At 68.2% G+C, this 18,699-nt stretch carries 18 protein-coding genes; 11 read left to right on the plus strand and 7 right to left on the minus strand.

The annotated features are described in order from the left end of the window. Positions 1–352 precede the first annotated feature (352 nt). From ACIPRI_RS14235 to ACIPRI_RS14255, 5 genes are all read left to right on the plus strand, one after another. Positions 353–1,510, plus strand: coding sequence for an acyl-CoA dehydrogenase family protein (locus tag ACIPRI_RS14235; protein WP_446622112.1), 1,158 nt, complete (start codon positions 353–355; stop codon positions 1,508–1,510). Continuing rightward, positions 1,507–2,655, plus strand: a complete 1,149-nt coding sequence (locus tag ACIPRI_RS14240; RefSeq protein ID WP_446622113.1) for an acyl-CoA dehydrogenase family protein — start codon at positions 1,507–1,509, stop codon at positions 2,653–2,655. The genes ACIPRI_RS14235 and ACIPRI_RS14240 overlap by 4 nt, the downstream gene beginning before the upstream one ends. Before the next feature lie 22 nt (positions 2,656–2,677). Then, the gene (locus ACIPRI_RS14245; RefSeq protein ID WP_446622114.1) at positions 2,678–3,652 is read left to right on the plus strand and encodes a Bug family tripartite tricarboxylate transporter substrate binding protein; all 975 of its coding nucleotides are present in this window, start codon (positions 2,678–2,680) and stop codon (positions 3,650–3,652) included. Then, positions 3,652–4,863: a CaiB/BaiF CoA transferase family protein gene (locus ACIPRI_RS14250; RefSeq protein WP_446622115.1), complete on the plus strand. Its 1,212-nt coding sequence runs from the start codon at positions 3,652–3,654 to the stop codon at positions 4,861–4,863. The genes ACIPRI_RS14245 and ACIPRI_RS14250 overlap by 1 nt, the downstream gene beginning before the upstream one ends. A gap of 106 nt (positions 4,864–4,969) precedes the next feature. Beyond that, entirely contained in the window at positions 4,970–6,157 is a 1,188-nt protein-coding gene (locus tag ACIPRI_RS14255; RefSeq protein WP_446622116.1) for an aminotransferase-like domain-containing protein, read from the plus strand. Between the two features lie 12 nt (positions 6,158–6,169). On the opposite strand, the gene ACIPRI_RS14260 is transcribed toward ACIPRI_RS14255, so the two are convergent. Next, positions 6,170–6,397, minus strand: a complete 228-nt coding sequence (locus ACIPRI_RS14260) for a hypothetical protein (RefSeq protein WP_446622117.1) — start codon at positions 6,395–6,397, stop codon at positions 6,170–6,172. Positions 6,398–6,438: 41 nt separating this feature from the next. On the opposite strand from ACIPRI_RS14260, the gene ACIPRI_RS14265 reads away from it, so the two are divergent. Beyond that, positions 6,439–6,765 carry a DUF6172 family protein gene (locus ACIPRI_RS14265; RefSeq protein ID WP_446622118.1) on the plus strand — a complete coding sequence of 109 codons (327 nt, stop codon included), beginning with the start codon at positions 6,439–6,441 and terminating at the stop codon, positions 6,763–6,765. Here the strand turns inward: ACIPRI_RS14265 and ACIPRI_RS14270 are convergent. From ACIPRI_RS14270 to mfd, 3 genes are read right to left on the minus strand one after another with little or no spacing between them, the layout of a single operon-like run. Further along, the gene (locus tag ACIPRI_RS14270) at positions 6,726–7,796 is read right to left on the minus strand and encodes an Ldh family oxidoreductase (RefSeq protein WP_446622119.1); all 1,071 of its coding nucleotides are present in this window, start codon (positions 7,794–7,796) and stop codon (positions 6,726–6,728) included. The genes ACIPRI_RS14265 and ACIPRI_RS14270 overlap by 40 nt on opposite strands. Next, on the minus strand, positions 7,793–8,509 hold the full coding sequence (gene serB, locus ACIPRI_RS14275; protein WP_446622120.1) for a phosphoserine phosphatase SerB: 717 nt from the start codon (positions 8,507–8,509) through the stop codon (positions 7,793–7,795). The genes ACIPRI_RS14270 and serB overlap by 4 nt, the downstream gene beginning before the upstream one ends. Beyond that, on the minus strand, positions 8,506–12,003 hold the full coding sequence (mfd, locus tag ACIPRI_RS14280) for a transcription-repair coupling factor (protein ID WP_446622121.1): 3,498 nt from the start codon (positions 12,001–12,003) through the stop codon (positions 8,506–8,508). Before mfd ends, serB begins: the two co-directional genes overlap by 4 nt. A 100-nt stretch (positions 12,004–12,103) precedes the next feature. Here mfd and ispD point away from each other — a divergent pair, with 100 nt between their 5' ends. Together ispD and ispF are read left to right on the plus strand one after the other, a co-directional pair. Further along, positions 12,104–12,826 carry a 2-C-methyl-D-erythritol 4-phosphate cytidylyltransferase gene (gene ispD, locus ACIPRI_RS14285; protein ID WP_446622122.1) on the plus strand — a complete coding sequence of 241 codons (723 nt, stop codon included), beginning with the start codon at positions 12,104–12,106 and terminating at the stop codon, positions 12,824–12,826. Continuing rightward, complete coding sequence (gene ispF / locus ACIPRI_RS14290) at positions 12,826–13,317, plus strand: 2-C-methyl-D-erythritol 2,4-cyclodiphosphate synthase (protein WP_446622123.1); 492 nt, start codon at positions 12,826–12,828, stop codon at positions 13,315–13,317. The genes ispD and ispF overlap by 1 nt, the downstream gene beginning before the upstream one ends. Positions 13,318–13,331: 14 nt before the next feature. Here ispF and ACIPRI_RS14295 read toward each other — a convergent pair whose 3' ends face one another. Both ACIPRI_RS14295 and ompR read right to left on the minus strand, forming a co-directional pair. Further along, entirely contained in the window at positions 13,332–14,741 is a 1,410-nt protein-coding gene (locus ACIPRI_RS14295) for an ATP-binding protein (RefSeq protein WP_446622444.1), read from the minus strand. Between the two features lie 68 nt (positions 14,742–14,809). After that, on the minus strand, positions 14,810–15,541 hold the full coding sequence (gene ompR, locus ACIPRI_RS14300) for an osmolarity response regulator transcription factor OmpR (RefSeq protein WP_446622124.1): 732 nt from the start codon (positions 15,539–15,541) through the stop codon (positions 14,810–14,812). 173 nt (positions 15,542–15,714) lie between these two features. Between ompR and ACIPRI_RS14305 the strand changes: the two genes are divergently transcribed. Further along, entirely contained in the window at positions 15,715–16,065 is a 351-nt protein-coding gene (locus ACIPRI_RS14305; protein WP_446622125.1) for a hypothetical protein, read from the plus strand. A 67-nt stretch (positions 16,066–16,132) separates the two neighbouring features. Next, positions 16,133–16,855 carry an SIMPL domain-containing protein gene (locus ACIPRI_RS14310; protein WP_446622126.1) on the plus strand — a complete coding sequence of 241 codons (723 nt, stop codon included), beginning with the start codon at positions 16,133–16,135 and terminating at the stop codon, positions 16,853–16,855. A 27-nt stretch (positions 16,856–16,882) separates the two neighbouring features. Here the strand turns inward: ACIPRI_RS14310 and ACIPRI_RS14315 are convergent, their stop codons facing one another. Further along, a complete protein-coding gene (locus ACIPRI_RS14315; RefSeq protein WP_446622127.1) occupies positions 16,883–17,653 on the minus strand; it encodes a 3-hydroxybutyrate dehydrogenase in 771 nt (256 codons plus the stop codon). 69 nt (positions 17,654–17,722) lie between these two features. Between ACIPRI_RS14315 and ACIPRI_RS14320 the strand changes: the two genes are divergently transcribed. Then, positions 17,723–18,670 (plus strand): alpha/beta fold hydrolase, encoded by a 948-nt coding sequence (locus ACIPRI_RS14320; protein WP_446622128.1) that lies wholly within the window; start codon positions 17,723–17,725, stop codon positions 18,668–18,670. The last annotated feature ends 29 nt before the right edge of the window (positions 18,671–18,699 follow it).

Below are 18,699 nucleotides of genomic sequence, written 5' to 3' on the forward strand. Positions count from 1 at the left end.
GGGGCTGGATGCAAGGCGCCCGCGCGCAGCAATGCTGAAGCATTGCAAGCGCGGGCAACGCCGCAGACGGCCCCAATGCGGGCCAACCCGAAGGGAAGGCATGCCAAAGCGGCCAACTCCGCGTTGCACGCCTTGCGTGTGCCGACGCACACGCGGCGTCGTGCGCCTTGATTTGTCCGCTTTGGCATGCCTTCGCGACTCCGTTTGTAGTGTGAACAGGCCCTCGTGATGGATGGGCTGGGATGGCAGGTGGCGATTCTGGGCGGGGCGGGGCATGGCAGTGAATTGCAGTTTCAATAATTGAAATACCGTGCCGGCAATTGTGGACCTGCTTCGTACATTCGCGTCCACCATGATCCGAGACAACGCCCGCATCGAAGCCCTCATCGCCGACATCCGCGCCTTCGTGCGCGAACGCTGGCATCCGCTGGAAGACCAGGTCAGCCGCGACAACGACATCCCCGCCGACCTGGTGCAGGAACTGCGCCGCAAGGGCTACTTCGGCTGGAGCATTCCGCAGGCCTACGGCGGCCTGGGCCTCAGCACCGAGGAACTGGTGCTGTGCGCGATGGAGCTGTCGCAATCGTCGGTGGCGCTGCGGGCCCGCGTGGGCACCAACACCGGCATCGGCTCCGAGGCGCTGGTGGCCGACGGCACCGAGGAGCAGAAGCAGCGCTGGCTGCCCCGCATGGCCACGGGCGAGCTCACCGGCTGCCTGGCGCTGACCGAGCCCGAGGCCGGCTCGGAGGCGAGCAACGTGCAGACCACCGCGCGGCGCGAGGGCGACCACTATGTGCTGAACGGCGGCAAGCGCTTCATCACCAACGCGCCGGTGGCCGACCTGTTCACCGTGATCGCCCGCACCGAGGACGGCAGCCAGGGCAGCAAAGGCCTGTCGGCCTTCCTGGTCGAGCGCTCGCCCGGCCTCACGACCAGCGAGCCCTACCGCATGATGGGCCAGTCCGGCTCGCACGTGGGCGACGTGAACTTCGACGGGTGCCGGGTACACGCCAGCCAGCTGATCGGCGGGCGCGAGGGCGTGGGCTTCCAGACGGTGATGAAGGTGCTCAACAAGCAGCGCCTGCATCTGGCGGCGCTGTGTACCGGCCCGGCGATCCGCATGCTGGACCTGGCCATCGCCCACACCGCGCAGCGCAGTCAGTTCGGGCAGGCGGTGGCCGACTTCCAGCTGGTGCAGGCCTTGATCGCCGACAGCCGCACCGAGATCTTCGCGGCGCGTTCCATGATTCTGGAAGCCGCGCGCGCCCGCGACCGCGGCGAGGACGTGGCGATGACCGCCTCGATGTGCAAGTACTTCGCCTCCGAGATGTGCGGCCGCGTGGCCGACCGCGCGGTGCAGATGTTCGGCGGCTCCGGCTACGTGGCCAACTTCAGTCCGATCGAGCGCTACTACCGCGACGTGCGGTTGTTCCGCCTGTACGAGGGCACCAGCCAGATCCACCAGCTCAACATCGCCAAGCTGGCGCTGCGCGAGGCGGGTGCGCGATGAGCCACATCGACATCGCGCAGCTGCGCGAACGGGTGCGGGCCTTCGTGCAGGCGCATTGCGTTGCGCTCGAGTCGCCCTCGCATGTGCACGACCCGGCGGCGCTCGACGCGGCGCTGGCGCAGTTGCGGCCCATCGCCAGATCGCAGGGCCTGTACCTGCCGCAGCTTCCCGTGGCACAGGGCGGCCTGGGCCTTTCATGGACCGAGCGTGCCGAGGTTTTCGAGGAAGCCGGCCGCAGCTACCTGGGCCCGGCCGCGCTCAACTGCGCCGCGCCGGACCAGCCCAACATGATCAGCCTGCTGCGCCAGGGCAATGCGGCACAGCAAGCGCGCTACCTGAAGCCATTGGCCGACGGTGCCATCCGCTCCTGCTTCGCCATGACCGAGCCCGCGCCCGGCGCCGGCTCCGACCCGTCGATGCTGCGCAGCACCGCAAGGCGCCAGGGCGACGGCTGGATGATCGACGGCCACAAGTGGTTCATCACCGGCGCGGTCGGTGCGGCCTTTTGCATCGTGCTGGCACAGACCGAGGAGGGCCCGACGCAGTTCATCGTCGACATGGACAACCCGGGGCTGCAGCTGGTGCGCGCGATCAGGGCCATCGATCCCTTCGCCATCGGCGGGCATGGCGAGCTGCGCTTCACGGCCTGCCACGTGACCGGCGACGCGGTGCTGGGCGAGGTGGGCCAGGGCTTCGCCTATGCGCAGCAGCGGCTGGAGCCGGCACGGCTTGCGCATTGCATGCGCCTGATGGGCCGTGCGCGGCGGGCCCTGGAGATCGCGCAGGGCTACGTCTGCGAACGCAGCTCCTTCGGCGAGCGGCTGGCGGATCTGCAGCAGATCCAGGCCATGGTGGCCGACTGCCATATCGACCTGCATGCCAGCCGATTGATGACGCAGGATTGCGCACGCCGCATGGATGCCGGCTTGTCGGTGAAAACCGAGTCGGCGATGACCAAGGTATTCGTCTCAGAAGCGCTGAACCGCATTGCCGACCGTGCCGCGCAGATGTGCGGCGCCTATGGCATGTCCGAGGACGAGCCCATCGCGCTGATCCTGCGCGAGCTGCGGCCTTTTCGCATCTATGACGGCGCTTCAGAACTGCACCGCGCCACGCTGGGCCGCCGCTTTCTCCAATTGAACTGAACCAAGACACCGGAGACCGACCATGAAGATCCCCCGATTGCTTTTTTCGCGCCTGGCCGCTGGCCTGGCTCTCGGCTTCGCCGCCTCGCTGGCGCTGGCCGCCTTTCCCGACCGCCCCGTCAAGCTGGTGGTGCCGTTCCCCGCCGGCGGCAGCACCGACCTGGTGGCGCGCGAAGTCGCCATCGAGCTTGGAAACGCGCTGGGCCAGGCCGTGGTGGTGGAGAACAAGGCCGGCGCCGGCAGCCTGATCGGCTCCGAATACGTGGCCAAGGCCGCGCCCGACGGCTACACGCTGCTGATGGCGGGCCTGACCAACGTGTTCCTGCCCTACGTGCACAAGGGCCTGAACTGGAACCCGGTGGACGACTTCCTGCCCATCGGCCTGGTGGCGGACTTGCCCAACGTGATTGCGGTGAACGCCAAGACGCCCTACCAGAAGCTGTCCGAGCTGATCGCCGCCGACAAGGCCAAGCCTGGCCAGCTGGCCTTCGGCTCGGCCGGCATGGCCACGCCTTCGCACCTGGTGTGCGAGATGCTGAACCACCAGGCCGGCATCAAGATGCAGCACGTGCCCTACAAAGGCAACGCACCGGCGGTGAATGACGTGATCGCCGGCCACATCCCGGTGATGTGCAACAACCTGGGCGGCACGCTGCCCTACATGAGCAGCGGCCAGATCCGCATCCTGGCCCAGACCGGCCGTACCCGCTCGGCCTCGGTGCCCGATGTGCCCACCTTCGCCGAACTGGGGCTGAAGGGCTTCGAGAGCGGCTTGTGGATGGGCATCGTCGCGCCCAAGGGCACACCGGACGCGGTGCTGGGCACGCTGCGCGGCGCGCTGGCCAAGGCGATGGCGTTGCCCGCGGTGAAGGACAAGCTGGCCAAGCTGGGCGCGACGGCGCAGGACCCGGCGCCGGCCGTGTTCCAGAAGCGAATCGCCGACGACCGCCGTGCCTGGGACCCGGTGCTCAAACGCGTCGACCTGAAGACCCAGTGATGAGCAGCGCTTCGCATCTGCCGCTTCGCGGCGTCCGCATCCTCGACATGGCGACCGTGCTGGCGGCACCGTTCTCGGCCACGCTGTGCGGCGACATGGGCGCCGAGGTCGTCAAGCTGGAACTGCCGCAGGGCGGCGATCCGCTGCGCGGGCTGACGCCGGTGCACGAAGGCCATCCGCTCTTCTGGAAGACGGCCAACCGCGGCAAGAAGGGCATCTCGCTGGACGTGCGCAAGAGCGAAGGGCGCGCGCTGTTCCTCACATTGATCCGCGGCTTCGACGTGCTGGTGGAGAACTTCCGCACCGGCACGCTGGACCAGTGGGGCCTGGACATCGCCACGCTGCACGCGGCCAACCCGCGCCTGATCGTGCTGCGCCTGACCGGCTTCGGCCAGACCGGGCCCTATGCGCGCCGGCCCGGCTTTGCCCGCATCTTCGAGGCGATGAGCGGCTTCGCCCACCTGACCGGCGAGCCCGGCGGCCCGCCGCAGCACATGAACTACCCGCTGGGCGACGTTGTCGCCGGCCTGTTCGGCGCCTTCGCCATCAGCACCGCGCTGGCCGAGCGCAACGCCTTGCCGCGCGAAGAGCAGAAGGGCGCCGAGATCGACCTGTCGGCCACCGAGGCCATGATGCGGCTGCTGGACCCGCTTGCGGCCGAGCACCACATCGGCGGCGTGGTGCGCGAGCGCACCGGCTCGCGCGCCACCTACACCGCGCCGTCCAATGTGTTCCGCGCCGCCGACGGCGTGTGGTTCACGCTGGTGGGCACCGGCGGGCCGATCTTCGCGCGCATCTGCCGCGCCATCGGCCGAGAAGAGCTGCTGCAGGATCCGCGATTCGCCGACAACGCCGCGCGCATCCGCCACCTGGAACAGCTCGACGCGCTGATCGCCGCATGGTGCGCCAGCCAACCCTTCGCCGAACTGGCCGAGCACCTCGACCGCGAAGAGGTGCCCTACAGCAAGGTCTATTCGATCGCCGACCTGCGCGCCGATCCGCACATGCAGGAACGAGGCGCTTTCATCGAGCTGCCCGACGCGCAGTTCGGCAGCGTGCCGGCGCCGGCGCCGGTGCCGCGCTTCGTCGGTCGCCGCGCCACGCCGCCCGCCACCGGGCCCGAGACCGGGCAGCACAACGGCGAGGTGTATGGCGCGCTGGGGCTGGACGAGGCGGCGCTGACGGCGCTGCGCGAGGCGAGGGTGATCTAGCTGGAATCGCCTTGCGCCGCACCCGGCCTGCGGACGCCCACGCCGCGGCATGGTTGAAAATGCGGGTTTCCGGCCACAGGCCGCGCCTGCACAGAGAAAGACCCGCATGCAATTCGCCTCCCGCCTCGACAACGTCGAAACCTCCGCCATCCGCGAACTCTTCAAGCTCCTGGGCAAGCCCGGCATCATCAGCTTTGCCGGAGGCTTTCCCGACAGCGCCATGTTCGACGTCGAAGGCCTGAAGGAAGCCAGCAACCGCGCCCTGGACGAGGAAGCCGGCGGCGCGCTGCAGTACGGCGCCACCGAAGGCTACGAGCCGCTGCGCACGCAGCTCTCGGCCTTCATGAAATCCAAGGGCGTGGCGGTGGAGCCGAGCGGCCTGATCGTCACCACCGGCAGCCAGCAGGCGCTGGACCTCTTGGGCAAGACCCTGATCTCGCCCGGCGACAAGGTGATCGTGGAAGGCCCGACCTTCCTGGCCACCATCCAGTGCTTTCGCCTCTACGGCGCGCAGCTGATCAGCGCGCCGATCGACGAGAACGGCGTGAAGACCGACGAGCTGGAGAAGCTCATTGCCCAGCACAAGCCCAAGTTCGTCTACCTGATTCCTACCTTCGGCAACCCCAGCGGCGCCATGCTGAGCCTGGAACGCCGCAAGAAGGTGCTGGAGATGGCGGTGAAGCACAACACCCTGATCGTCGAGGACGATCCTTACGGCGACCTGTACTTCGGCGCCGCGCCGCCGCCCTCGATCCTGTCGCTCGCCGAGCAGGTGCCGGGCAGCCGCGAGCTGGTGGCGCATTGCGGCAGCCTGTCGAAGGTGCTGAGCCCGGGCCTGCGCATCGGCTGGATGATCGGCCCGGCCGAACTGTTGGCCAAGGCCACCATGTGCAAGCAGTTCAGCGATGCCCACACCAGCACCTTCGCCCAGGCCACCGCGGCCCAGTATTTGAAGAGCGGCCGCATGCCGGCCACCCTGGCCCACGTGCGCGAGGTCTATGCGCAGCGTGCCCAGGCCATGGGCACAGCCCTCAAGCGCGAGCTGGGCGATGCGATTTCCTTCAGCCAGCCGGGCGGCGGCCTGTTCTTCTGGGCACGCCTCACGGGCGCCAACGGCAAGGTCGCCGACGCCAATGTGTTTGCGAAGCGCGCCATCGAGAAGCTGGTGGCCTTTGTTCCAGGCGCGCCTTTCTATGCCGAGAAGCCGGATGTGGCGACGCTGCGCCTGTCCTTCGCCACGGCCAACGTCGAAAAGATCGAAGAGGGCATCGCCCGGCTCGGGCAGGCGCTCTGAGCGGGTGCCCGCCTAGGGCGAACGATGCAGCCGCGGCGCCGACAGGAGCGCCAGGCTGTCCTCGATCGCGGCATCCAGCGCGCGGTGCTTGCCCGTGAGGCGCGAGCCTTTCATCACCGTCTGCAGCGCAGTCAGGTCCTTCACCGTCGGCGCGACCTTGATCTGCGCGATGGCGGCCGGGATGTTGCCGGCGTGGATCAGCGCCATCACCTTGCTTGTCCAGTCACTGGGCCTTGCCATTTCCTCGCCTTGTTTTGCCAAAAGAGGCGTACTGTAGTCCCATGAGAAAAACCTTTGAATTGAGCCCCGAGGGCAAGCACCCCGACCGCGTCCTGGAAGCGGTCAAGCACGAGATCCGCAAGTACCTCAAGCGCGAGCGCCGCCGTGCGCTGCCCGAGGGAGCGGACTACTGGGACTTCGACTGCAAGGTCGGGCCCGATGCGGCGCAGGCTGCCGTCGTCCACGTGGCGGCCTTGATCGGCGCGGTCGATGAACTGGCCAAGGCCGCGAGCCCGCAAGCCTATGTGGAGATCCTGGCCAAGCACGGCAAGCGTCAGCCCCGGCCGGATCACGGCGCGAGCGAGGTCGCGGGGAACGACAGCCCGTAGCGCTCGGCCAGCGGCGCCAGCGCCGGCGCGATCGAGGGATGCAGTGCCACGCCTTCCCGCGCCTGCTGCTTGCGCCGCTGCAGCCCACCTTCGCCCGGCAGCCGCACGGGCCGGGCCGGGTCGATCGGCCGGTTGCTGCGACAGGCCTGGGCGACGTGGTCCATCTGGCGCAGGAAGGCGTCCTTGCCGCCGAAGGCTGCGAGGTCGTGCAGCGTGATGTGCACGGTGGCACCCCAGCCTTCCTTCGGGTCGGCGCGGCCGTGGCCGGCCAGCCCGCCCGTCAGCGCTTCCACCAGCAAGGCCATGCCATAGCCCTTGTGGCCGTGGTGCAGGCCGCCCAACGGCAGCAGGGTGCCGGGCGGGTCGGCGAACAGCATCGCCGGGTCCTTGCCGGGCCGCCCCAGGGCATCGATCAGCACGTCCTGCGCAAAGGTTTCGCCGGCGGCGCGCTTGCGGTTGCTCATGCCATTGGTGGTGATCGAGGCCGAGATGTCCACCATCACGCCGCCCGAACTCAGCGGAAAGCCTGTTGCCAAGGGGTTGGGCGTGAACACCGCCTGCGTGCCGCCGAAGGGCGCCACGCTGGCGTTGTTGGGGTCGGAGCAGGCCAGCAGCATCAGCATGCCTTCTTCCAGCGCGCGCAGCATGTAGACCGCCAGGCAGGCGATGTGGTGGCTGCGCCGGATCACCAGCGACGCGGTTCCCAACTCACGCGCCCTGGGCAGCAGCAGGTCGATGCCCTGGTGCACCAGCCACGGGCCGGGCAGGCGTTGGCCGTCCCACAGCACGGCGGCCGGCTTGTCGGAAACGACGAGGGGCGCACCCTCGTGCCGCATGCCGCCGGCTTCGATGTCCTTCACATAGCCGGCCAAGAGGGCCAGGCCGTGGGTGTCGTGGCCCAGCAGGTCGCCTTCGACCAGGGTGCGGGCCACGCTGTCGGCCATCGGCGCGGCGAGGCCGGCCTTCTGAAGCAATGCATCGGCAAAGGCGATGAGTTCTTCGGCGCGGTACAGCGTGGCTTCTTCGGTCATCTCACGATCTCCAGAAGACGGTCGAGGCCGCCTTCGTTGATGGCCACCATGGCCTGCTCGCGTACCTTGGGCTTGGCGTGGAAGGCCACCGACAGGCCGGCCTCGCCCATCATCGGCAGGTCGTTGGCGCCGTCGCCCACGGCGATGCACTCGGCTGGCGAGATGCCCATGAGGGAGGCCACTTCCAGCAAGGTGCGGCGCTTCTCGGCGCCGTCGCAGATGTCGCCCCAGCTTTGCTGCACGACCTGGCCGGTGAGTTGGCCGTCTTTCTCATCCAGCAGATTGGATCGGGCGTAATCCAGCCCCAAGCGCTCCTTCACCCGATTGGCAAAGAAGGTGAAGCCGCCGGAGACCAGCAGCACCTTCAGGCCGACCTTCTTGCAGGCGGCCACGAGTTCTGCGGCGCCCGGGTTGAGCTTCAGGCGCTGGTCGTACACCTGCTGCAGCGAAGACACCGGCACGCCCTTGAGCAGCGCCACGCGCCGGCGCAGGCTCTCCTTGAAGTCCTTGATCTCGCCGCGCATGGTGGCCTCGGTGATGGCTGCCACCTCGGCCTTCTTGCCCACCGCGTCGGCGATCTCGTCGATGCACTCGATGTTGATCAGCGTCGAATCCATGTCGAAGGCGATCAGCTTGTAGTCCGTCAGCGCAAGCGGCGGCGTGATGCGCTGGATCACCAGGCCCGGGGCGAATTCTTGATGCGGGATGCTCATGCGGGAACGCTTTCTTCCTGATTCCTGGGTTGGCCCAAGCTGCGCAGCACGTCGCGCACCATCTGCGCGCGGTCCTTCGGCTCCTTCAGCTCGCGCTCGATGCGCAGCTTCTCGTTGCCGGCCAGCTTGATGTGCCGGTTCTTCTGGATCAGCTGGATGATCGCCATGCTGTCCACCGGCGGGTCCTTCTTGAAGGTGATGTTGATCACGCCCGGGGCCGCGTCCACCTTGGTCACGCCGTAGGGCCGCGCCAGCACGCGCAGGCGGTGCACGTCGATCAGGGTCTGGGCCTGCGGCGGCAGTTTGCCGAAGCGGTCGACGATTTCTTCCAGCAGCGAATCGATCTGCGCCGGCGTCTTGGCGGTCGCCAGCTTCTTGTAGAAGGACAGGCGAAGGTGCACGTCGCCGCAGTAGTCATCGGGCAACAGGGCGGGGGCGTGCAGGTTGATTTCGGTGGTCACCGACAGCGGCGACAAGAGGTCGGGCTCCTTGCCGGCCTTGAGCGAGCGCACCGCCTCGGACAGCATTTCGTTGTAGAGCTGGAAGCCGATCTCCATCATGTTGCCGCTCTGGTTCTCGCCCAGCACCTCGCCGGTGCCGCGGATCTCCAGGTCGTGCATGGCCAGGTAGAAGCCCGAGCCCAGCTCTTCCATCTGCTGGATGGCCTCCAGCCGTTGCGATGCCTGCTTGGTCAGGCCGTCCAGGTCCGGCACCATCAGGTAGGCATAGGCCTGGTGGTGGCTGCGGCCGACGCGGCCGCGCAGCTGGTGCAGCTGCGCCAGGCCGAACTTGTCGGCGCGGCTCATGACGATGGTGTTGGCCGTGGGCACGTCGATGCCGGTCTCGATGATGGTCGAGCACAAGAGGATGTTGTAGCGCTGCGCCACGAAGTCGCGCATCACCCGTTCCAGCTCGCGTTCGGGCATCTGGCCGTGGGCGACGGCGATGCGGGCCTCGGGGAGGATCTCTTCCAGCTTGGCGCGGCGGTTCTCGATGGTCTCCACCTCGTTGTGCAGGAAGTAGACCTGGCCGCCGCGCTTGAGCTCGCGCAGTACCGCCTCGCGGATCACGCCGTTGTTCTCGCTGCGCACGAAGGTCTTGATGGCCAGGCGGCGCTGCGGCGCGGTGGCGATCACGGAGAGGTCGCGCAGGCCCTCCAGCGCCATGCCCAGCGTGCGCGGGATCGGCGTGGCGGTGAGCGTGAGCACGTCCACTTCGGCGCGCATGGCCTTCATCGCCTCCTTGTGGCGCACGCCGAAGCGGTGCTCCTCGTCGATGATGAGCAGGCCCAGGTTCTTGAACTTGACGCTTTCGCTGAGCAGCTTGTGGGTGCCGATCACGATGTCCACCGTGCCGTCGGCCAGGCCCTTGGCGGCGGCGGTGATCTCCTTGGTGGAGCGGAAGCGGCTCATCTCCGCCACCTTCACCGGCCACTTGCTGAAGCGGTCCACCAGCGTCTGGTAGTGCTGCTCGGCCAGCAGGGTGGTGGGCGCCAGGAAGGCCACCTGCTTGCCGCCGGTGACGGCGACGAAGGCGGCGCGCAGGGCCACCTCGGTCTTGCCGAAGCCGACGTCGCCGCACACCAGCCGGTCCATCGGGCGCGGCGAGACCATGTCCTGGATCACCGCGTGGATGGCGGCCTGCTGGTCGGCCGTTTCCTGAAAACCGAAGTCGTTGGCGAAGGTCTCGTAGTCCTGGGCCGCGAAACGGAAGGCATGGCCTTCGCGCGCGGCGCGGCGGGCATAGATGTTGAGCAGCTCGGCGGCCGAATCGCGTACCTGCTCGGCGGCCTTGCGCTTGGCCTTTTCCCATTGCCCGGAGCCCAGCTTGTGCAGCGGCGCCTCGTCGGCCGAGACGCCGGTGTAGCGGCTCACCAGGTGCAGTTGCGACACCGGCACGTACAGCGTGGCCTTGTCCGCGTACTCGAGGTGCAGCATCTCCTGCAGCACCGGCGAGTCGTCCAGGTTCTTGCCCTGGCCCAGATCCATGTTGACCAGGCCCTTGTAGCGGCCGATGCCGTGCGCCGAGTGCACCACCGGGTCGCCGACGTTGAGCTCCGACAGGTCCTTGATCAGCGCCTCGACGTCGCTCACCTGCTCCTGCTTGCGGTGGCGCCGGCGCGTGCTGGGCGCGGTGGCGAACAGCTCGGTCTCGGTGACGAAGTCGATGGCCTGCTCGCGCCAGGCGAAGCCGGCCGCCAGGGCAGCGGTGGCGATGCCGATCTTCTCGGTCGTGTCGGCCTCGAACTCGGCCAGGTTGTCGAAGGCCGGCGGGTTGATGCCGCTGGCGCGCAGGAAGTCAAGCAGGCTCTCGCGCCGGCCGTCACTTTCGGCGATGACCAGCACGCGCTGTTTGCCGGACGCGATGTGCGCCTTCAGCCGGGTCAGCGGCTCCTCGGCGCCGCGCACCACCGCCAGTTCGGGCAGGGTGTCGAACTCGGCATAGGCGGGTGCGCCGCCCTCGGGCGTGCCGCCACCACCACGAATGGCCAGCTGGGCATGCGCCTTGGCCTGCAGGTAGAACTGGTCGGCCGAGAGAAACAGGGCCTCGGGTGGCAGGGCCGGCCGCTCCGGATCGCCGCGCACCAGCCGGTAGCGCTCGTTCGTGTCCTGCCAGAAATGCTGGAAAGCCGGCTCCAGCTCGCCATGCAGCACCACCGTGGCCGCCTCGCCCAGGTAGTCGAACACGGTGGCGGTCTCGTCGAAGAACAGCGGCAGGTAGTACTCGATGCCGGCGGTGGCGACGCCGTTGCCCATGTCCTTGTAGATGCGGCTCTTGGTCGGGTCGCCCTCCAGCAGCTCGCGCCAGCGGCTGCGAAAGCGGGCGCGGGCGTCGTCGTCCATGGGGAACTCGCGACCGGGCAAGAGGCGCACCTCGGGCACCGGGTACAGGCTGCGCTGCGTGTCCGGGTCGAAGGTGCGGATGGAGTCGATCTCGTCGTCGAACAGGTCCACCCGGTAGGGCATGGACGAGCCCATGGGATACAGGTCGATCAGCCCGCCGCGCACCGCATATTCGCCCGGGCTCACCACCTGCGTCACGTGGCTGTAGCCGGCCAGCGTGAGTTGCGCCTTGAGCTTGGACTCTTCCAGCTTCTGCTTGGTTTTGAAGTGGAATGTGTAGCCGGCCAGGAAGGCGGGCGGCGCGAGGCGATACAGGGCGGTGGTGGCCGGCACCAGCACCACGTCGGCCTCGCGCTGGCTGATGCGCCACAGGGTGGCCAGGCGCTCGCTGATCAGGTCCTGGTGCGGCGAGAAGCTGTCGTAGGGCAGGGTCTCCCAGTCCGGGAACAAGGCGCAGCGCAGCTCCGGCGCGAAGAAGGCCATCTCGTCGATCAGGCGCTGCGCGTCGTTGGCGTCGGCGGTGAAGATGGCGGTGGCGCGGCCGGCCGCCTTCTCGCGTTCCGCCAGGCGCGCCAGCAGCAGCGCGTCGGCCGACAGGGGAGGGCGCGGCAAGGTGAAGCGCTTGCCGACTGTGAGATTGGGAAGATCCATGGCGACGGGGTGCAAAAGCAAAGCAGAACACCCCGCGCCGAAGTGGAGCGGGGTGTGCAACCGGGCGATTCTAGAATGGGCTCAACCCATTCGCTTTCCGATGCACAACAGCCATCCCTCCCACTTCCACGCCCTCATTCCCTGCGCCGGTAGCGGCAGCCGCGCCGGCGCCGGCGGCCCCAAGCAGTACCAGCGGCTGGCTGGCCGGGCCCTGGTGGCCCACACCGTGGACGCTTTCCGTGCCCTGGCCGACCGTTTTTCGACGATCGCGCTGGTGGTGGCGCCGGACGACCGCGAGGTGTCCTCCGCATTGCCCACCTTTCCCAAGAGTGCCGGCGAACGCCTGCTGCAAGTGGGCGGTGCCACCCGCGCCGCCTCGGTGCGCAATGGGCTCATCGCCCTGCGCCAACAGGGCGCCAAGGCGCACGACTGGGTGCTGGTGCACGACGCCGCCCGCTGCCTGGTGACGCCCACCCAGATCGAGGCCCTGATTGCCGCCTGCGAGCACGACGCCGTCGGCGGCCTCCTGGCCCAGCGCCTGGCCGACACGCTGAAGTCGGCCTCGCCCGATGGCCGGGTGCAGGCCACCCTGGCGCGCGCCGACAAGTGGCTGGCGCAGACGCCGCAGATGTTCCGCCTCGGCATCCTGCTGGATGCGCTGGAAAAGGCCGGCGACGCCGTCACCGACGAGGCCAGTGCCATCGAGGCGCTGGGCCTCGCGCCGCTCCTGGTGCCGGGCAGCGTGCAGAACTTCAAGGTCACCTATCCGGAAGATTTCGCGCTGGCCGAGGCCGTGCTGCGCAGCCGGGCAAGGAGCAACTGATGGCGACGAGCGATTTCGACATGCGCGTGGGCGAGGGCTGGGATGTGCACCAGCTGGTGGCCGGGCGCAAGCTGATCCTCGGCGGCGTGGAGATCCCGCATGCCGCGGGCCTGCTGGGCCATTCCGATGCCGACGCACTGCTGCACGCCATCACCGACGCCCTGTTCGGCGCCGCCGGGCTGGGCGACATCGGCTGGCACTTTCCCGACACCGACGAGCAGTTCCGCGGCGCCGATTCGATGGTGCTGCTGGCGGAGGCGGCACGGCGGGTGCGCGCCGCCGGCTGGCAGATCGTCAACATCGACAGCACCGTCATCGCCCAGGCGCCCAAGCTGGCGCCGTACATCCCGGTCATGCGCGAGCGCATCGCGCAGGGCCTCGGGCTGTCGCCCGAACGGGTCAACGTGAAGGCCAAGACGGCCGAAAAGCTGGGCCCGGTGGGAGAGGGCCGCGCCATGGAGGCGCGGGCCGTGGTACTACTTCGGAAATAGTTCGCGGCTGGCCATCAGCTCGCGCGCGCAGCCGAAGGCGCCGCCGCCGGCCGGATCGACGCCGCCCGCGGCAGCCGAATGTGCGCCGCCAGCCCGCGCCCCGGCGTGCTGGTCAGGGCGAAGGTGCCGCCCATGCGCTCGATGTTCTTGGCCACGATCGACAGGCCAAGGCCGGCGCCGGCCGCCGAGGTGCGCGCCTGGTCGCCGCGAAAGAAGGGCTTGGTCAGCTGCGACAGCATGGCTGGCGGCACCCCGGCGCCGTGGTCGCGCACCTTGATCAGCACCGCGTCGTTGTGCGACTGCGCCTGGATGGTGATGCGCGCCACCTCGGTGCCCGGCGTCTTGCCGTAGCGGCGGGCGTTCTCCAGCAGGTTGGAGATCACGCGGATCAGCTCCACCTCATCGGCCATCACGCGCAGGTCGGATGCCACCTCCACGGTGACGTGCACGTCCTCGTGGTCCTCCACCGCGTAGGTGCAGGCGTCGACCACGTCGCGCAGCAGCACCGGCTTGAATTCCACGTGGTCGGGCCGGGCGTAGTCCAGGAACTTGTCGATGATGGCGTCCAGCTGGGTGATGTCGGCCGCCATGTGGGCGCGCGCGTCCTCGTCGGTCACGCTCATCTCGGTTTCCAGGCGCAGGCGCGCCAGCGGCGTGCGCAGGTCATGCGAGATGCCGGCCAGCATCACGGCGCGGTCCTGCTCGATCTTGGCCAGCTGGTCGGCCATGCGGTTGAAGCCGATGTTCACCGCCCGGATCTCGTTGGTGCGTGCGCCTTCGTCCAGCCGGTGCGCCGCGTACTCGCCGTCGCGCACCTGGCGGGCGGCGCGCGAGAGCTGGGAGAGCGGCCGGTTGATGAAGCTGGTGATCAGCGCCGCCCCGGCCAGCGACAGGGCCATGGCGGTCACCAGCCAGACCAGCCAGGTGCGCCCACCCACCCGGGTGAAGCGGGTGGGGTCGAGCAGCAGCCAGTAGTTGTCGCTCTCGATGGCAAAGCCGATCCACAGCCCCGGTTCGTCGTTGACCAGGCTGGCCACCGTGGTGCCCACGCCCAGGCGGGTGATCAGCTCCTCGGTCACACGCGCATCCAGCGCGCCACTGGTGTAGGGGGTGTAGCGGTCGTTCGGCTCGCGCGGGACGATGCGCACGCCTTCCTGCTCGGCCAGGGTCTTGATCAGCGAGATTCGGGTGATGGCGTCCGAATAGACCAGTGCGGCGCGCGTCAGATTGACCAGCGAGGCGATCTGGTGCGCCGTCTGGATGGCACGCGGCTCGTATTCCAGTTGCCTGAAGGTTTGCAGCCAGGCAATGGTGCTGCCCGCCAGCAAAATTGCCAGCAGGAAGAAGGTGCGCCAGAACAGGCTCAGGCCGAGGCGGACCTTGCGCTTGCGATGCGCGGCTCCGCTTTCCAGCGGGCTCGACACGGTGACCGACGCGCTGTCCTCCAGAGGACCGGGCTGCGTCGTGTTGGGGCCGCTGGCGGCCACAGGAATCAAGTCGTGCCGTCCGGCACGAACACGTAGCCCACGCCCCAGACCGTCTGGATGTAGCGCGGTGCAGCGGCGTCGGACTCGACCAGCTTGCGCAGGCGCGAGATCTGCACGTCCAGGCTGCGGTCGAAGGGCTCGAACTCGCGGCCGCGCGCCAGCTGGGCCAGCTTCTCGCGCGACAGCGGTTGGCGCGGATGGCGCACCAGGGCCTTGAGCATGGCGAATTCGCCGGTGGTCAGCGACAGCTCCTCGCCGTCCTTGCGCAGGGTGCGCGAGCCCAGGTCGAAGCTGAAGGGGCCGAAGGTGACCGTCTCGTTGTCGGTGGAGGGCGCGCCCGGCGCTTCCATGGGTGGACGGCGGCGCAGCACCGCGTGCACCCGGGCCAGCAGTTCGCGCGGGTTGAAGGGCTTGCCCAGGTAATCGTCGGCGCCGACTTCCAGGCCGACGATGCGGTCCACGTCCTCGCCCTTGGCGGTCAACATGATGATCGGGGTGCGGTCGTTGGCGGCGCGCAGGCGCCGGCAGACCGAGAGGCCGTCCTCGCCGGGCATCATCAAATCGAGCACGATCAGGTCGACCGTGTCGCGCAGCAGGATGCGGTTCAGGGCCTTGCCGTCTTCCGCGACGATCACCTCGAAGCCTTCCTGGGTCAGGTAGCGGCGCAGCAGGTCGCGAATGCGCGCGTCGTCATCGACGATGACGATCTTGTCTGTGCGGGCAGGTGTTTGAGTCATTTCAACAACACTGAATTTGTAACAACGCCAATTCTGGATCGGTTGTCGGGCCATTGAGCCCGTTTTGGCCCGAGGTTGACACAAAGTTACAAAACTTGCGACCGCACGCGTCTGTCTGCGAAGCGGCCATTCACAAATGGCAAAGTCTGACCCTTTCGAGTTTTCACCCCCTCATGCCTCGCGTCTTCCCCCTGCTTTTTTCACTGGCCCTGGCGGCTCCCGCCGCTTGGGCGGCAGGCCCGCAGAGGACACCCACGGCGGAGCAGGTCCGCATCGAGGTGCGGCGTGCCGTGGAGGCGCATCGGGCGCAGCAGCGCGACGACATCCGCCGCCAGGAGGCCGAAGTCGGCCGCCGGCTCACTGCCGCCGAGCGCGCGGAACTTCGCGAGCAGGTTCGCTACCAATGGCTTCTGCCCAGTTCGGCGGCATCGACGCCGAAGCCGCCGGCTGCCCCTTCGCCGGACCGTCAGCCGGGCGTGGGCTCCAATGGCTCCGGCCTGGCCCCTCGCTCGCTGCAGCGCTGAAGAACAATGTTCCACGGCCGCTTCGGCCGAGGTTTCAACCCCCAAATATTGAAGGGAGTCTTTCGTTTTGAAAAACGCACTCAAGCTCATCGTTCCTTGCGCAGCACTGGCATTTGCCGGCATGGCCATGGCCCAGCAGCAGGGCAGTGGCAGCTGGGCGCCGCCGCAGAACGTGCTGCAGCTGTCGGCCAACGGCAATGTCGAGGTGCCGCAGGACATGCTCAGCATCACCCTGATGGCGCGGCGCGAGGGCGGCGATGCGGCCGCGGTTCAGAGCCAGCTCAAGCAGGCCCTGGATGCCGCGCTGACCGAGGCACGCAAGAGTGCGCAGCCGGGCCAGCTGGATGTGCGCACCGGCAACTTCAACCTGCATCCGCGCTACACGCGCGACGGCAAGACCAGCGGCTGGGAAGGCAGCGCCGAACTGGTGCTGGAAGGGCGCGACTTCGCCCGCGTGTCCCAGGTGGCGGGGCGACTCAATGGCCTGAACGTGAATCACATCTCCTACGGCCTGTCGCGCGAGACGCGCGCCAAGTCGGAGGCCGAGGCGCAGATGAAGGCCATCGAGGCCTTCAAGCAAAAGGCGATCGAGCTGGCCAAGGGCTTCGGCTTTGCCGGCTACACCCTGCGCGAAGTGTCGGTCAATGCCAGCCACGACGGCCCGATGCCGCGCGTGATGGCGATGAAGGCCGCGCCGGCCGGCGCCGCCTCGGCCGATGCGCCGGTGCCGGTCGAACCGGGCAAGGCGAACGTCGTCGTCAACGTCTCGGGCTCGGTTCAGCTCAGATAGGGCAACGGCGCGCCCATGGCGGACCGCTTACTGGGCCGTCCAGCCGCCGTCGACTTGCCAAGCCACGCCGCGCACCTGGTCGGCGGCGGGCGAACTCAGGAACACCGCAAGGCCGCCCAGTTGCTCCACCGTGGTGAACTGCAGCGAAGGCTGCTTTTCGCCCAGCAGCTCGTTCTGCGCCTGCGAAACCGGAATGCCTTCGCGTGCCGAGCGGTCGTCGATCTGTTTTTGCACCAGGGGCGTCAGCACCCAGCCGGGGCAGATTGCGTTGCAGGTCACGCCGGTGGTGGCAGTTTCCAAGGCCACGCTCTTGGTCAAGCCGACGATGCCGTGCTTGGCGGCCACATAGGCCGACTTGCCGGCCGAGGCCACCAGGCCATGGGCGGACGCGATGTTGATGACGCGGCCCCAGTTGGCGGCACGCATGGCCGGGATCGCCAGGCGCGTGGTGTGGAAGGCGCTGGTGAGGTTGATGGCGATGATGGCGTCCCACTTCTCGGGCGGAAAGTCTTCCACCTTCGCCACGTGCTGGATGCCGGCGTTGTTGACCAGGATGTCGACGCGCCCGAACTTGGCGGCGGCGTACTTCATCATGTCTTCGATCTGGTCGGGCTTGCTCATGTCGGCCCCGTGGTAGTCGACCTGCACGCCCAGCGCGGCGATCTGTGCCTTGGGCCCTTCGGCGTCGCCGAAGCCGTTGAGCACGATGTTGGCGCCTTGTTGCGCCAGCGCGGTCGCGATACCCAGACCAATGCCACTGGTGGACCCCGTGACAAGAGCGGTTTTGCCTTTGAGCATGATTAGCAATTCTCCGGATGAATTAGGATGCAACGCGAACATTATCGGCACACGACGCAAGGCAATTGAATGACAGAACCAACCCTTCGCTTCGTGGAATGCGCCGACGCCGACGGCGGTCATCGCATGGCCTATTGGCAGTGGGGCGAGGCGCAGGCGCCGCACGTGGTGCTGTGCGTTCACGGCCTGACGCGCCAGGGCCGCGACTTCGACGTGCTGGCGCGTGCCCTGCTCGAGCGCGCGAAGGGGAACATCCGCGTGGTGTGCCCCGACGTCGTGGGCCGCGGCCACAGCGACTGGCTGCGCAACCCGCAGGGCTATCAGTTGCCGACCTATGCGGCGGACATGCTGGCGCTGCTCGCGCAGCTGCATGCTGAAATGGCCATCGGCACCCTGGACTGCGTGGGCACCAGCATGGGGGGCCTGATTGGCATGGCACTTGCGGGCGTTCCCAAACTGCCGCTGCCGGCGCCGATCCGGCGGCTCGTGCTCAACGATGTCGGGCCCGCCATCAGCCAGGCCGCGGTGGAGCGCATCGGCGCGTATGTCGGCAAGGGCGGGCGCCATGCCAGCGTGGAAGGAGCGGCCGATGCGATGTGGGCGTTGTCCACCAGTTTCGGTGCGCACACGCGCGAGCAATGGCTCGCGCTGTCGCGCCACATGCTGGTGCCGGCCGCACAACGCAGCGAAGACGGCAGCGCCAAGGTGGCGTCGACCGAGACTGGCGGCCCGTACATGCTGCACTACGACCCGGCCATTGCGCTGCCGATCCGGGCGCTGACACCCGAGACGGCGGCACAGGGCGAAGCCGCGATGTGGGGCTTGTATGAAGCCATCAGCGCCCGCACCTTGCTGCTGCGCGGGGCCTTGTCGGACCTGTTGACGCACGAGACCGCGCAAGCCATGGGCGAGCGCGGTCCGCGTGCTCGCGTTGTCGAATTCGAGGAAGTCGGCCATGCGCCGACCTTGGTCCCGCCGGACCAGCACCGTGTGGTGGTGGACTTCCTCCTGGAATGAATATTGATTGATTTGATTGAATTGGACGC

This window comes from Variovorax sp. LARHSF232 (assembly GCF_052871435.1).

Coding starts and splice junctions, on each gene's coding strand:
- serB (WP_446622120.1), bottom strand. CDS start 8,509: ATGAGCATCCCGCATCAAGAATTCGCCCCGGGCCTGGTGATCCAGCGC.
- ACIPRI_RS14270 (WP_446622119.1), bottom strand. CDS start 7,796: ATGACCGAAGAAGCCACGCTGTACCGCGCCGAAGAACTCATCGCCTTT.
- ispD (WP_446622122.1), top strand. CDS start 12,104: ATGCACAACAGCCATCCCTCCCACTTCCACGCCCTCATTCCCTGCGCC.
- ACIPRI_RS14305 (WP_446622125.1), top strand. CDS start 15,715: ATGCCTCGCGTCTTCCCCCTGCTTTTTTCACTGGCCCTGGCGGCTCCC.
- ACIPRI_RS14235 (WP_446622112.1), top strand. CDS start 353: ATGATCCGAGACAACGCCCGCATCGAAGCCCTCATCGCCGACATCCGC.
- ispF (WP_446622123.1), top strand. CDS start 12,826: ATGGCGACGAGCGATTTCGACATGCGCGTGGGCGAGGGCTGGGATGTG.
- mfd (WP_446622121.1), bottom strand. CDS start 12,003: ATGGATCTTCCCAATCTCACAGTCGGCAAGCGCTTCACCTTGCCGCGC.
- ACIPRI_RS14315 (WP_446622127.1), bottom strand. CDS start 17,653: ATGCTCAAAGGCAAAACCGCTCTTGTCACGGGGTCCACCAGTGGCATT.
- ACIPRI_RS14320 (WP_446622128.1), top strand. CDS start 17,723: ATGACAGAACCAACCCTTCGCTTCGTGGAATGCGCCGACGCCGACGGC.
- ACIPRI_RS14260 (WP_446622117.1), bottom strand. CDS start 6,397: ATGGCAAGGCCCAGTGACTGGACAAGCAAGGTGATGGCGCTGATCCAC.
- ompR (WP_446622124.1), bottom strand. CDS start 15,541: ATGACTCAAACACCTGCCCGCACAGACAAGATCGTCATCGTCGATGAC.
- ACIPRI_RS14265 (WP_446622118.1), top strand. CDS start 6,439: ATGAGAAAAACCTTTGAATTGAGCCCCGAGGGCAAGCACCCCGACCGC.
- ACIPRI_RS14245 (WP_446622114.1), top strand. CDS start 2,678: ATGAAGATCCCCCGATTGCTTTTTTCGCGCCTGGCCGCTGGCCTGGCT.
- ACIPRI_RS14255 (WP_446622116.1), top strand. CDS start 4,970: ATGCAATTCGCCTCCCGCCTCGACAACGTCGAAACCTCCGCCATCCGC.
- ACIPRI_RS14240 (WP_446622113.1), top strand. CDS start 1,507: ATGAGCCACATCGACATCGCGCAGCTGCGCGAACGGGTGCGGGCCTTC.
- ACIPRI_RS14250 (WP_446622115.1), top strand. CDS start 3,652: ATGAGCAGCGCTTCGCATCTGCCGCTTCGCGGCGTCCGCATCCTCGAC.